The sequence below is a fragment of the Paenibacillus sp. M-152 genome, from assembly GCF_003856555.1.
GTDB classification, from domain to species: Bacteria; Bacillota; Bacilli; order Paenibacillales; family Paenibacillaceae; genus Paenibacillus; species Paenibacillus polymyxa_C.
The window spans coordinates 4745405-4758938 of sequence record NZ_CP034141.1; the positions used below are offsets into that span (position 1 = coordinate 4745405).

Here is a 13534-nt window from a genome sequence, read left to right on the forward strand (position 1 = left end):
GTTGATGCTTAAGCAGTATGCATTTATAGAGGTTTCGTACATTCCCAACCGTGTGAACGATACTCACGCACAGCATCTCGTATATCCTCAATATCATCTGTATGCAGCAAAATGGCAGGTAGAATTACCCAGTACTCATTCTCCGCTAGATCAATAAATACGTCCTCGACATCATAATATTGCATATCGCCAAATGCCGTATCCCTGATTTTCTGTCCAACTAAAGGTGTAAAAGGGGAATCAAATGTTTTGGTCACCTTCGTATATTCCTTCACACCCGTTGCCGAGATTTGCTGTGAAACAATGACGCTCAATGGTGTTACCTCCCTGACCTAATAATGCTCATTATAACCTTCTCTCAGACCTTCTACAAAACCTTGCGCGAAAAAAATCATAAAAATCAACAGGCCAATGCCAATGGCGACGGAGCTGATGACGATAATCAGGATGCCCTGCGTGTTTCTTTGTTCCATCTTTCTAGTCAAAATTCCGAAAACAAGGCCGATAAGCCCAAGTAAGCCTCCAATGACAAAAAAACTAAATACGAACCCCAAACCAGAAAAAATCCAGCCAAATAGAGCGAGCACCCAGCCTTGCGGCTGCGGCTCACTCTGTTTCATCTGCCAGCGTTCCCTCGCTGTAGGTGTGTATCTGTCCATTTCTTAGCTCCCCCGCTCAATTTACATTCCATAAGGCAAAGATCTGTAATGCCCAGCATCGGATTAACGTTAAGTTCCTTCCTATTGCTGACCAGTGAGCTTAAAAATGCCGCCTTCCCGCTTACCAAGCGGATAATTTTGAACCGTCATTTCCACCTTCGTATTCTTATCCCATACCGGAAGCTTGTCAGATGTATTGTACTCTTTCATAGCTATGTTGATGACTTCCTCTGCCTTCTTCGTCAATGCAGCAGAAGACATATTATATTTGCCATAACCTTGATAAGCACCGCCAAAACCGAGATTAGGTTGGTTGTTCACATTCAGTAGCACACCCTTCAACTTGCCATCCTCTGCCACATTAAAAGTCACTTTTTCCAATACAAAATCATCAGTAACGACAGATGTCTGCTCTAACAGATGCGTTATGGATGACAGGTTGGCTGCTAATTTAACTTTTCCCAGTAGCGCCTCTGTATCATTTTGTTGCTTGGTTAAGACTTGCGTTGTCTGTTTTAGCGATGCATTCGCTATAGTTAAAGAATTGACCTTTGTATTCAGATTATAGTTCCATACCGCCAAGGCTATACAGCCTAGTACAGCTACTCCTGAAATGACCGTTGCCACAACTGCCAGCTTACGAATAGACTGTGGTTGCGACTCCATAGTCTGAGTATGACCGCTTAACTCTCCCATACCAAACTTCCTCTCTATTTATATAGTCACATTTTACTATTCTCCCCTCTGATATTCTAGTATATTTTTCCTAATTCTATATTTTCTAAGCATTTGTACAGGAATTCGTTTTATCAGCTTTCGAGCTTTGATTCGCTCTTTTCCCAGGAGAAGCTGTATTTACCAGATATACACTACCTGCAATCAGCACCAACCCTACTACAAATGTCAAAGTGAGGGATTCTCTGAGCATGACCATACTAAAGACCGTGGACAGTACCGGAATCATAAACGTATATGAGCCGACGGTTCCCGCATCTCCGTTGTCGATCAGTTTAAAATAAATCAGCCAGCCCATCGCAATCACGAATATCGAAATAAACAATAGAATCGCGATAAAGGAGGCTGTCCAGTGGATATCGCCCCATTTCTCGGTCGTAAACCCAATCCCGTTGAGTAGGACCCCTCCCAGAATGAGTTGCATCGTCACCGCCCAAATGGAGTCCAGTTGTTTGCTTTTTTTCTTCATATAAATCGTTCCGAGCGCCCAGCACAGTCCTGAGGCTAGCCCCAACACAATGCCCAGCACAGACAAATGACCTGCCATTCCACCTGAGCTAATCACGATTACTCCGCCAAAACCCAGTACCAGTCCAATGACTTTCAGGGGAAACATACACTCTCCTAACCACAACCAGGAGAATAATCCCAACAAGATCGGCTGAAGGAATACTAAAGTGGAGAACAACCCAGCAGGCAGATAACGCAGCCCTACCGTCTGCAAGCCATAGTAGCCTGCAATATTAAATATAGCCAGCACAAGATAAGTCCACGCATTTTGTCTAAGTCGTAAGGTTTTCCGGTTACGCATAGCGAACAACAGCAGAATCACACCACCCAGCAGCGTGCGGATTCCCGAAAAAAATATCGGCGGCGTATCTGGCAAAGCCAGCTTGGTCAACGGCCAGTTGATCCCCCATACCATCACTAATATCAAGACAAGCCACAACGTAGCTTTAGGCGTTAATTTTTTCATAGATGTCTCTCTCCTTAAAATTTCATTGCGCATTGCTTACGACTAAAATCTGAATAGCCGTTTGCAAAGTTTTGCTTTACTAGCTTATACTGTGGTCACTAATAAATAAAATGAATGTTTTCAATAAGGGAGATAACTTTTCACTTATGACTATAACTCAGATTATGATCTTTGTTCGCGTAGCTGAAACACTAAACTTTACTCAAACTGCCCATGAGCTGCATATGACGCAACCTGCGGTCAGCCATGCCATCGCTAGTATCGAGAACGAGCTTGATGTCCAGCTATTGCTGCGCGATCGAAAAAGAGGCGTGCTCCTGACAGAAATCGGACAAAAGGTGCTGCTGCAATTCCGCATGGTGCTGCAAAGCATGGAAAAAGTACAGCAGCAGGTGGCCGCTGAAAAAGGCTTGGACGTAGGTACAATCACGATTGGTGCCTTTCCTTCTGCCTCAGCCTATTTTCTGCCCCCCATTATTCATCATATCCGTCAGCACTATCCGAACCTTGTTTTCGATTTACATGAAGGCTCTACCAATGAGGTCAAGGAGTGGGTGCATACCAGAGAAATTGAAGCGGGAATCATCTTGTTGCCAGACCCTGAGGTAGATGTAATTCCTTTATGTCAGGATGACATGATTATTCTCTTGCCTGACGGTCATCCTTTTCAATCGCACGACAAAATCGCCATCCGAGACTTGAATCAACAGGAGATGATCTTTTGTAAAGGTGGACATGAAGTCGCCATTATGGAGGGGTTTGAACGCGAACAAAGTCAGTTGCAAGCACAATTTATTACTCACAATATCAGCACGCTGGTCAGCATGGTCCGACAAGGACTAGGTATGGGCATTGTCTCTTCACTCGCCTTATCTACGTTCCCCCATGATCTGACCGTCAAGGAAACCACGCCTCTGATCACGCGTCAAATTGGTATCGCTATCCCCTCTCTACACAATGCTTCACTTGCTGTACAGTTATTTGTGCGAACCGCGCAGGAGCTGTTTACGGATTTGAAGCAATAGAGCATTGGTCACGGGATTTCGGTAGGTGTATAATATTTCCTAAATATGACTTGAAACATTATTATAAGAGGTGTCTATTCATATGCAGAATAATCAAATCATCGAATACGAGGAAAAACTGCGTAAGGCGATGCTGGCCAGTGATGTGCAGATCTTGAACGAGCTAATTCATGACGATCTTATATTTGTGAATCACTTTGGACAAGTAATAAACAAAGAAGCAGATCTGGAAGCCCACCGTTCGGGTGTTTTACATTTTACGGATATTCAAGTTCTTAATCAATCAGTAATTCCGCTGGATGATACTGTCGTTACGGTGACCCGCGTTTCTTTACGAGGAACGGTAGGCAATGATCCCATTGAAGATGAAATGTGCTATACACGCGTTTGGCACAATATAGATGGTGCGTTGAAGATCATCTCAGGGCATTGTAGCACGGTAAAATAAGATTAGTCGCGAATCCGCCATGGATGCTAAATCTGACTAAGACAGGTGAGCAGCTACGGCAAGAATCTTCGTAATTAAATCAATGGCACGGTGTAAGCACAAGAGCACTAACCATTTTAGGGATAGCGCTCTTCATTTTTACAGTCTTGTTAAGTCACTTGGTTGTAGCATCATACAAACGCTGTAAAAGGGTAACAGCTTCAGCACGTGTGACCTGTGCCTTTGGGCGAAGGTATCCATTGTCAGCGGTAAGGACGCCCATCTTGGTAAGGGTGTAGAATGCTTCTGCCTTTTGATCCTGGAAATCTCCATCATAGGAGTACTCTTCTCCCGTTGTGTCGATGTACAGTACCGGATAGTAGGCTGAGAATTTGTCATTGTAATTTGCCTGACGAACTTTCATATCGTTGTACTGTGCAGCTGAGGAAATTACTTCGGCAATCTCAGGATGAAGCGTCTGATTGGTATAATCCGTTCGAACAGAAGCAATCATCATCATATCCCAACGGGTCAGCGGTTTGTCAGGATTTACATAGAATTGATAGTTTGGATATTTGCCCCCTACACTTTCAGCAAACGGCCACACATAATCCCCGTTGAATATAGCTGCAAAATCTTGATTCGCCCAGTGCTTGCGTGCATCTACAAACTCTGAAGATTTACCCGCTGAATAATTGACTTCTGGAAAAAGTTTATGAAACATATGTACAAATTCTGCTTTTGTTATGGTTTTGCCTGGCTTGAAGGTCCCATCCGTATAGCCGCTGACAACACCTTTGTCGACCATCGAATGAATGGATTCGGCAGCCCATTCATATTTTGTACCATTCACATCAGGAAACGTAACTGCCGCCATTGCGGATTGACTGAACAACAGTGCCACCGCAACCACAGGGGTAATCAGCCATTTCTTTTTCAACATCTTGTTCCACTTCCTTCAGGTAAATTTACGTAGAAAATAGTTCTCCAGACTCAATGTTATATCGGTATTTCCTATGCAAAAGATGAACCTAAACACAAAAACGACCTTCGCAACGAGTAAAATTCGTTACAAAGGCCGTTATCCGTAACCTAAACGTGTATCTTTAGGAATAATTCAGACCACCATTCGAAAAATTAACAAGGCTCTTCGTTTGGTTTCCCTGCATCTGTAGCTGTACGGAAGCTTGAACCGCACCCACACGTAGCCACAGCATTTGGATTATGAATTGTAAAGCCGCCGGACATACCGGACTCTTCAAAGTCGATTTCCAGACCGTCCAGATAGCGGATACTATCCTTTTCCACGACTACTTTCATATCCTGTACATTCATATATATATCTTGATCCGTCTCGTTGTCGTCAAAGCCCATGGCGTACGAAAATCCGGTACAACCACCTGGCGTAACACCCAGACGTAAAAACATATTCGGCGTTTCCTGCTGCTCCAGCATTTCTTTCAGGCGTTCAGCAGCGGAATCGGTGATGTTAATCATAGCTCCATCCTCCTCTTTTACTTCATTCTCCCCTTCAGTATACTCTCTTATTTGCAGGTGCTCAAGTCATGGAATGTCCTTCCGTTACAGGCTTAAACACCTCTTTTTCTACTCGTTTGTATTGAACACCAGTGGTGTGAGGTTTATAATAGGTGAAGAGTGTGTTAAAGAAACTGTCGGAAATTTGTCATTTCAAAGGCGAAATTAAGAGACATTCGTCATTGTAGCCTGGCATTGTAACATTTTTCACATATCGTATATCCGCGCTGCCGGATTCTTACCGACGGAACGGGACATCCTGTGCGCATCAAGCGCTTGTGCCGCTAATTTGGCGGGCAGCCTCGCACAGAGCAACTTGAAGGAGGAATAGGCATGTCCACATTAGTTACACCTTTTACAGACCGCAGAATGGCGGAAATTGTAGAAAAGGTACAAAACGGGATTCGTTTGAACCTCGAAGATGGTATATATTTGTATGAAACTGACGATATTCTCACATTGGGCCAGTTGGCTAACGAAGCTAATTTACGCAAGAACGGAAAAAAGGTTTATTTTATTGAAAATATGAGCCTGTACTTCACCAATGTATGCGAAGCGCGCTGCGCGTTCTGCAATTTCCGCAAGGATCAGGGGGAGGAAGGCTCTTATACGTTGTCCGGACAGGAAATGATTGATTATGTAGAGCAACATATCCATCCAGGCGTAAGAGAATTCCATATCGTCGGCGGTCATAATAATCATGTACCTTTCCAATACTATGTAGATTCATTGAAGGCACTGAATGAAAAGTATCCCAACGTTACACTGAAAGCATACACTGCAGCGGAAATTGACTTTTTCACACGCATAAGCGGCTTGAGTATTAAAGAAGTTCTTCAAGAGCTGCAAAAGGCAGGACTTCAATCTTTGACTGGTGGTGGCGCGGAAATCTTATCCGATGAATATCGGAAGAAGATGCGTGTTACCAAAGCCAATGTGGACCGCTATCTTGAAGTACATCGTACGGCCCACAATCTCGGTATGAAAACTCATACGACGATGCTGTACGGTTCAGTCGAAACTTATCAGGATCGTATTGAGCACATGCTGCAAATTCGTGAATTGCAGGATGAAACAAATGGATTTATGGTATTTATCCCACTGTCCATGCAGCCGAAAAGCAAAAACGCCAACATCATGCGCCGCAACTCTGCTTACGAGGATCTCAAAACCATTGCGATCAGCCGCTTGATGCTGGACAATATCGATCATGTTAAAGCTTACTTCATTAATATTGGTCCACAATTGACGCAGGTCGCTCTTACCTTTGGCGCATCAGATGTCCATGGCACGATTGTGCGCGAGCAGATCAGCCATGCTGCAGGTGCGTTAACCCCTTCCGGATTGACACGTAAAGAGCTAATCTGGCTAGTCAAAGGTGCTGGACGCATACCTGTAGAACGTGACACCTTCTATAACGAAATCGAAGTTTTCGAATAAGTGTAACATCGGATTCAGATTTCCCGCGTGCATTTTATCCCCATTACTCACACCATGCAGCCTCATGCTGCCCCGGAACATACCGGTCTGTCTGCCAAAGGCAGGCCCGCTTTTCCGGGTTTTACAACAACAAAAACTTGTGGCTAGATCGACAAGACACCAGACCATTGCCGGGGACACGGTAACGAAAGGACGGCGGATTTTGATGAAAAATTTCGTTATTCTGGGGGGCGGCTATGGCGGCCTTACCATTGCCAAAGAATTGCTGGATAAACACATTCCCGACAATATTCAAGTTATTTTAGTGGATCGGATGCCCTTTCAGGGCTTGAAAACAGAATACTATGCCCTTGCGGCAGGTACCGTATCTGATTTTGATTTGCGGGTACATTTTCCCGATGAACAACGCCTTATTCGCAAATATGGAGAAGTCACATCCATGGATCTTGAGAATAAAATGGTCCATTTTCAAGACGGTGAGCCTTTACCCTATGACCAGCTTGTCATTGCACTAGGTTGTACCGACCGCTTTCATAATACACCGGGGGCAGAAGAATACAGCTGTACAATCCAGTCCTTTAATCATACTCGCCAAACGTATCTGCGCTTGAATGAAATCAAGCCTTATGGACATGTCCATATTGTAGGTGGCGGCCTAAGTGGTGTCGAGATTGCTGCGGAGTTACGTGAAAGCCGCGCGGATTTGAATATTACGATTATGGATCGGGGCGAGCGGGTGCTATCAGCATTTCCGCAACGTTTGTCTGCGTATGTACATGCCTGGTTCAAGGAGCATCATGTGAATGCGCTAAATCATGTTGCGGTTTCCCGTATTGAGCCAGGAGCTATTTACAACCGTGACGAGCAAATTATGACCGATGCGGTTGTATGGACAGCTGGGATTCAGCCCGTTAAAATTGTACAGGATTTAGCAGTTCCTAAAGACCCTCAGGGTCGCATCGTGCTAAATGAATATTATCAAATACCGGATCATCCTGAAGTGTACGTCGTCGGAGACTGTGCGAGCCTTCCTTACTCTCCAAGCGCTCAGGCGGCAGAGGTTCAAGGAGAGCAGATTGCCCACATTGTACGCGACCTGTGGAAAGGCCAAACGCCTCACCCGCATCCTCTAAAGCTACGCGGTACATTAGGTGCGCTGGGCAAGAAGGCCGGATTCGGTTATGGCTTTATGGGCAGTACCTCATTGCGTGGACGAGTGCCACGTCTGCTGAAAAGCGGTGTGCTCTGGAAGTCCAAACGCCATTTTGGCTAATTGGATACTCAACAAACAAAGAAGACCTGCTTTCAGGTCTTCTTTGTTGTTGCATCTATGAATAATATATATTTTCTACAAGAGAAGGCTGGCCCTGCGGAGACTTCTATTTTCAATCCAAATCCAGGTTGTCCCATGCTTCGGCTTCTTTAATTTTGTTTAGAATCACTTCGTACAGAAGCTCTGCTGAATCTGCGGATACAATTTCACCGTTAACCATCGCATAAGGCTCAGCGTTACACTGACCGCAATTGCTTAGGCAGCCGTATTCAATCACATCATAATCTGGATTCTGTTCCAGTTTAGCCATAATCTCATCGGTACCAAAATGCATGTTACTGGTGCAAAATTCAATAATAGGTCTTAACATTTTTTTCACCTGCTTTGGATGACGGGCATTTTAATTTGGCCCGCTTTGTAATATAATAAACAAGGTATAGGAAAGGAGTTGAATTCTAATGAGCGAAGCACAAAGCGTTCAGATGTATGATGAAGTAGCAGACGTACTGGATAAGCTCCGTCCGTTCCTGCAACGCGATGGCGGTGACGTTGAGCTGGTTGACGTTGAAGACGGCATCGTTAAGCTGAAGCTGGTAGGTGCTTGCGGCAGTTGCCCAAGTTCTACAATTACGCTGAAAGCAGGGATTGAACGCGCTCTTCTCGAAGAAGTTGAAGGCGTCCAAGAAGTGGTACAAGTATTCTAATGCTAGATGCATAATGATCAGAGAGTCTTGAGTTCGGTAACGAAGCTCAAGACTCTTTTTTGTATTACAGCGTCTGAAGCTCTCTCAAACTTATATGGTTGGCCGAATGGGGTCCAATCCTCCGGACACATCCATAATATTGCCTGTTATAAAATCTGAATGCTCCTCACACAAATAGGCGATCACTCGCGCAATGTCCTCTCCGCTTCCTGGACGCCCACGCGGTGTCTCTTTATCCTGCATGCCGATGACATCGGCAATCGACTTTTCCTTGTTCGCTCCTCGGATATCCCCTGGACAGATCATATTGACCGTGATGCCATAGGGAGCTTCCTCTACAGCTAGTGACTTCGTAAAAGACACCAGCCCCACCTTGGCAGCTGCGTAGACAGCCCGATGCGGCCAAGCCCTTGCTTCTCCAGCATGACCAAAGCCAAAATGAATAATACGTCCCCATTGCTGGCTACGCATGTGCGGCAATACCAAATGATCCAGCAACATGGTACCGACCAAATTTCCCTGTATCATGGCATGAATCTCAGCTACACTGTAGTCCGCAAAAAGACGGCGTTCCCGGATGAAGGGTCCGGCATTATTCACCATAATATCAACCCCGCCCAGACGATCCTGCACTTCACCGATCAGCCTGGTGATATCTTCCTGAACAGAGATATCTGCTTGTAAAGACAGACAGCGTACTCCCTTAGATTCAATTACCTGTTTAAGCGCTTCGGCTTCAACCTGGCTATGGACATAATTTAGTGCAATGTCACAACCTTCATCAGCCAAACGCAGAGCGGTCATTTTACCTAAACCTTTGGCACTGCCCGTTATGAGTGCGACTTTGTCTCTCAACAGTTTTCCTCCTCTTCACAGAGAACGGTCACCCCCAAGTATAAAATATTTAAGCAATCCCTACAACTCCAGCCAAGAAGAAACCCCAGTCCTCTTGTTCAAGAGAATCTGGGGTTTACGTTCAGCGGTTTCTTATTTTCTGCTTAAAATGCAGGGATAATTGCGCCTTGATATTTGTCTTCAATGAATTTTTTAGTTTCTGGAGATTGCAAAGCTTTAAACAATTTTTGGATCGCTTCGGAATCTTTATTGTCAGGACGTGCTACCAGTACATTAGCATATGGAGAATCTTTGTCTTCCAGTGCCAATGCATCCTTGGTCGGGTTCAGCTTTGCTTCCAAAGCGTAGTTTGTATTGATTAACGCAATATCTACTTCAGGCAACTGACGTGGCAGCATAGCTGCTTCCAGCTCTTTGAATTTCAGGTTTTTCTTATTTTCAGTAATATCTTTTACGGTAGCTTCAATGTTGCTTGCATCCTTCAGCTTGATCAGACCTTGTTTCTCCAACAGTAGCAATGCACGGCCTCCATTGGTTGCATCGTTCGGAATCGCTACTGTTGCACCGTCTGGAAGTTCATCAAGCTTTTTATATTTTTGGGAGTAGATACCGAATGGCTCCAGATGAACCGCGCCAATAGATACCAGATCCATTTTACGCTCTTTATTCATCACATTCAGGTAAGGTACATGTTGATAAAAGTTAGCATCCAGTTGCTTGTCGAACAATTGCACGTTCGGCTGTACATAGTCGTTAAACTGAACGACTTGAAGGCGAACTCCTTCTTTTTCCAACTGAGGCTTGATCGCTTCCAAAATTTCCGCATGTGGCACAGGAGAAGCTCCAACTTTCAGTTCGACTTCACGTGGTGATCCGCCTGTATTTTCGGCCGCATTGTTTGTATCCGATGTTGTGCTCTTTGTACCGCAAGCAGCCAGTACCGCAATTAATGTCAAGCTCAATACAGCCAATACCCATTTCTTCATGTTGTTACCCCTCCAATAATTTGTAATATTCAGGATCAGACGTCCTGATCAATAAGGATATCTATATGTTTTCCCTATTTCCGAGTATAATGCCGCACAAGGCGATCTCCTGCCATTTGCAGCAATTGTACCAATACGACCATCAGTACGACTGCAACGATCATTACTGCCGTTTCGTAACGATAATAGCCGTAGTTGATTGCCAGCGTACCCAGCCCACCGCCCCCGATCATACCGGACATTGCCGTGTACGATACGAGTGTAACGACGGTAATGGTTAATGCGGCAAGCAGGCCCGGAAGTGCCTCACGCAACAGCACACGCCGAATAATTTGTCCTGTCGAGGCTCCCATCGCTTGTGCAGCCTCAATGACACCTTTGTCCACTTCACGCAGAGACGTTTCGACAAGACGTGCAAAGAAAGGGGCAGCCCCGATAACCAATGGCGGAATGGTTCCCAGCACTCCGGTCGAGGTACCTACCAACGATCGTGTAAAAGGAATAAGTGCAACGATCAAAATGATAAATGGTACGGAACGCAAAATATTAACGATGAAGGATAATACAATGTACATCACCTTCATCAGAGTCAACGAGGAGCGGCTCGCCAGAAACAACAATATACCGAGCGGCAAACCAATAACGAGGGTGAACAATGCAGATGCCCCGAGCATCTGAAGGGTTTCTAGAGTAGAATTCCCCAGCTCTTCCCAACTCACTTGCGAAAAATCAAGTTCGCTCATTGTCAATCACCTCCACATCAAGTCCTTGTCCAGATACTTCGCGCAGCGTATGCTCTATATCTGAATGGTTTCCTTCAAAACGAACGATCAGCTGTCCATACGGTACATTTTTAATTGTAGAGATGGTTCCCTGCAAGATTGCAAAATCAACACCCGTACTTCGAGCCGTACGCGACAGAATCGCATCATAAGTTTTGCTGCCTAAGAAGGAGATACGTACCACCTGTGTCGATTCCCCGCTACCTGCAGCTGCAATCGCTGCTTGTAACTCCTCGGGATGTTCTGCCTCCCGCTGGATAAAGTCCTTAGTTACCTGATGCTGTGGCTTCAAAAATACTTCCGCCACCGGACCTTGCTCCACGATATCGCCCTGATGAATGACGCCAACTCGATCACAAATGCTTTGAATGACATGCATCTCATGAGTAATCAATACGATGGTCAAATTAAAACGTTGATTAATATCCAACAGCAATTTCAGGATAGACCCTGTCGTCTGCGGATCAAGCGCAGACGTCGCTTCGTCACACAGCAACACATGCGGATCACTAGCCAGTGCCCGTGCAATTCCTACCCGCTGCTTCTGTCCACCTGAGAGCTGTGACGGATATTTTCCACTGTGTTCTTCCAGCCCCACTAGTTCCAGCAGCTCACGAACTTTCTTGTCCATCTCCTGCTTAGGGGTATTTACCAGACGCAATGGAAACGCAATGTTGTCATACACTGTCGCCGAAGACAACAAATTAAAATGTTGAAAAATCATTCCGATTTTTCGGCGTTGCTTCTGTAACTGGGATTGACTCACAGTGGCAAGATTAACCCCATCTACCCATACTTCGCCTGAAGTAGGGCGCTCCAATAAATTAATACAGCGGATCAACGTACTTTTGCCCGCCCCGGAATGACCAATCACCCCGAATATTTCTCCACGCTTTATAGAAAGATTCAACCCGGACAACGCATTAACGCGTCGGTTGCCTTTACCATAATGCTTGGTTAATTGCTTAAGCTCTATCAACGTGCTGCGACCCCCTTCACTTCTTCCTTACCCTTTTAACCAGTTGTCATCTCTCAGGATTGTATAAAATCGCTATTTATTTATACAAAAAAGAGCCCCTTTCACAGAATGAAAAGGGCCCCACCTTGCGAACCTTTTCTCATCTGCCAAAATCGCTATAACTCTAGCGGTTTTGTAGGAATTAGCACCATATGTTCCCTCCCGGTGCATTACACCGGGAAAGAACGGGTTGCCGGGCTTCATCGGGCCAGTCCCTCCACCTCTCTGGATAAGAAAAATATGTTAAACTCCAGCTTTAGCTGTCCGTTTAGTTTATATAAAAAAATAATTCAAGCATTTTTCTGAAACTAGGTTTCAGTATAGATAGTTTACATTGCTTTGTCAAAGGATATTTTCTGTCATAATTATGGGCGCACTGCCCGGTTCTCCCATTGTTTCGCAGTATAAGAAAATGCGTTTGATAGCGACCGGCATACCATTTCCAAGCCCTGCTGCAAATCTTCCAGATGGTGATCGAGGTCCTCCAGTTGGATTTTGCCATATAAAGCACGGTGACGTTGCCAGAGATCATCCTGCATTTCCGTGTTCATATAGTGTATCTCCGTATTTCGCCGCTTACGCAGGCGATTGATCGCATCGTTGTATGTGTCCTTGATATCAATTAGATTATCGGTCAATACAGGATGCATTTTGAGATACTTCAGCTGTCGCAACACGGTAAAATAAGAATAGTGCGCCTTATACTGCCCTGTTTTCAAATCATACAGGTCATTCATCCAGTTACCCAACTTATCCAAAATAGAGAATACCCGCACAAACCCATCCTTATAAAAGAATACGTACAGGGCATAATCGGATTTTTCATCCTTGCTCATATCTTCAGCGTATCCGGCTTTTACTTTCATACGAAAAAAGGCGGCAGCATGATGACTCTGCTCCAGTTCATCCAAAGAAGACATCAGACCACGCGTCAAAATATCCGCCTTCCGAAAGTCATGAGTCGGATCACCACTGGCCTGGATTTGTCGTTCCAGCAAATGTAACATGTCTGACATGCTATTCATGGCATCCAGCAGGAAACCATTATTTACACGCGGGGGCTCGCCCAACAGCTTGCGTATCATGCTTCACGCCTCCTTCATATCTGTAAAATCCGG

17 protein-coding genes and 1 riboswitch are annotated in these 13534 nt (G+C 45.0%); of the genes, 5 read left to right on the plus strand and 12 right to left on the minus strand.

The features are described 5' to 3' along the window. Nucleotides 1-23 precede the first annotated feature (23 nt). The 4 genes from EGM68_RS20740 to EGM68_RS20755 all read right to left on the minus strand — a co-directional run bounded on the left by EGM68_RS20740 (nt 24) and on the right by EGM68_RS20755 (nt 2370). The gene (locus EGM68_RS20740) at nt 24-314 is read right to left on the minus strand and encodes a hypothetical protein (protein WP_013372899.1); all 291 of its coding nucleotides are present in this window, start codon (nt 312-314) and stop codon (nt 24-26) included. Nucleotides 315-332: 18 nt separating this feature from the next. Continuing rightward, a complete protein-coding gene (locus EGM68_RS20745) occupies nt 333-659 on the minus strand; it encodes a hypothetical protein (protein ID WP_013372900.1) in 327 nt (108 codons plus the stop codon). Between the two features lie 81 nt (nt 660-740). Further along, a complete protein-coding gene (locus EGM68_RS20750) occupies nt 741-1355 on the minus strand; it encodes a hypothetical protein (RefSeq protein WP_129549940.1) in 615 nt (204 codons plus the stop codon). 85 nt (nt 1356-1440) lie between these two features. Next, nucleotides 1441-2370 carry a DMT family transporter gene (locus tag EGM68_RS20755; RefSeq protein ID WP_129549941.1) on the minus strand — a complete coding sequence of 310 codons (930 nt, stop codon included), beginning with the start codon at nt 2368-2370 and terminating at the stop codon, nt 1441-1443. A gap of 146 nt (nt 2371-2516) precedes the next feature. Here EGM68_RS20755 and EGM68_RS20760 point away from each other — a divergent pair, with 146 nt between their 5' ends. Together EGM68_RS20760 and EGM68_RS20765 are read left to right on the plus strand one after the other, a co-directional pair. After that, complete coding sequence (locus tag EGM68_RS20760) at nt 2517-3395, plus strand: LysR family transcriptional regulator (RefSeq protein ID WP_013372903.1); 879 nt, start codon at nt 2517-2519, stop codon at nt 3393-3395. Nucleotides 3396-3477: 82 nt separating this feature from the next. Further along, entirely contained in the window at nt 3478-3843 is a 366-nt protein-coding gene (locus EGM68_RS20765) for a nuclear transport factor 2 family protein (protein WP_013372904.1), read from the plus strand. Between the two features lie 154 nt (nt 3844-3997). On the opposite strand, the gene EGM68_RS20770 is transcribed toward EGM68_RS20765, so the two are convergent. Both EGM68_RS20770 and EGM68_RS20775 read right to left on the minus strand, forming a co-directional pair. Then, nucleotides 3998-4765 (minus strand): S-layer homology domain-containing protein, encoded by a 768-nt coding sequence (locus EGM68_RS20770; RefSeq protein WP_025674131.1) that lies wholly within the window; start codon nt 4763-4765, stop codon nt 3998-4000. Nucleotides 4766-4959: 194 nt separating this feature from the next. After that, the gene (locus tag EGM68_RS20775) at nt 4960-5319 is read right to left on the minus strand and encodes a HesB/IscA family protein (RefSeq protein WP_013372906.1); all 360 of its coding nucleotides are present in this window, start codon (nt 5317-5319) and stop codon (nt 4960-4962) included. 372 nt (nt 5320-5691) lie between these two features. Between EGM68_RS20775 and mqnE the strand changes: the two genes are divergently transcribed. Next, entirely contained in the window at nt 5692-6798 is a 1107-nt protein-coding gene (gene mqnE, locus EGM68_RS20780; protein WP_013372907.1) for an aminofutalosine synthase MqnE, read from the plus strand. Nucleotides 6799-7003: 205 nt separating this feature from the next. Next, on the plus strand, nt 7004-8071 hold the full coding sequence (locus EGM68_RS20785; RefSeq protein WP_013372908.1) for an NAD(P)/FAD-dependent oxidoreductase: 1068 nt from the start codon (nt 7004-7006) through the stop codon (nt 8069-8071). A gap of 112 nt (nt 8072-8183) precedes the next feature. On the opposite strand, the gene EGM68_RS20790 is transcribed toward EGM68_RS20785, so the two are convergent. Then, nucleotides 8184-8441 (minus strand): YuzB family protein, encoded by a 258-nt coding sequence (locus EGM68_RS20790; protein ID WP_013372909.1) that lies wholly within the window; start codon nt 8439-8441, stop codon nt 8184-8186. A gap of 88 nt (nt 8442-8529) precedes the next feature. Here EGM68_RS20790 and EGM68_RS20795 point away from each other — a divergent pair, with 88 nt between their 5' ends. Next, a complete protein-coding gene (locus EGM68_RS20795) occupies nt 8530-8775 on the plus strand; it encodes a NifU family protein (protein ID WP_013372910.1) in 246 nt (81 codons plus the stop codon). A gap of 90 nt (nt 8776-8865) precedes the next feature. On the opposite strand, the gene EGM68_RS20800 is transcribed toward EGM68_RS20795, so the two are convergent. The 5 genes from EGM68_RS20800 to EGM68_RS20820 all read right to left on the minus strand — a co-directional run bounded on the left by EGM68_RS20800 (nt 8866) and on the right by EGM68_RS20820 (nt 13501). Beyond that, entirely contained in the window at nt 8866-9630 is a 765-nt protein-coding gene (locus EGM68_RS20800; protein ID WP_013372911.1) for an SDR family oxidoreductase, read from the minus strand. Between the two features lie 143 nt (nt 9631-9773). Further along, complete coding sequence (locus tag EGM68_RS20805; protein ID WP_013372912.1) at nt 9774-10616, minus strand: MetQ/NlpA family ABC transporter substrate-binding protein; 843 nt, start codon at nt 10614-10616, stop codon at nt 9774-9776. A 74-nt stretch (nt 10617-10690) separates the two neighbouring features. Then, nucleotides 10691-11359 carry a methionine ABC transporter permease gene (locus EGM68_RS20810; RefSeq protein ID WP_058830398.1) on the minus strand — a complete coding sequence of 223 codons (669 nt, stop codon included), beginning with the start codon at nt 11357-11359 and terminating at the stop codon, nt 10691-10693. Next, nucleotides 11346-12377: a methionine ABC transporter ATP-binding protein gene (locus tag EGM68_RS20815; protein ID WP_129549942.1), complete on the minus strand. Its 1032-nt coding sequence runs from the start codon at nt 12375-12377 to the stop codon at nt 11346-11348. Before EGM68_RS20815 ends, EGM68_RS20810 begins: the two co-directional genes overlap by 14 nt. A gap of 136 nt (nt 12378-12513) precedes the next feature. Continuing rightward, nucleotides 12514-12652: riboswitch (SAM riboswitch) on the minus strand. Nucleotides 12653-12781: 129 nt separating this feature from the next. Continuing rightward, the gene (locus EGM68_RS20820) at nt 12782-13501 is read right to left on the minus strand and encodes a Cthe_2314 family HEPN domain-containing protein (protein ID WP_058830397.1); all 720 of its coding nucleotides are present in this window, start codon (nt 13499-13501) and stop codon (nt 12782-12784) included. Nucleotides 13502-13534 lie beyond the last annotated feature (33 nt).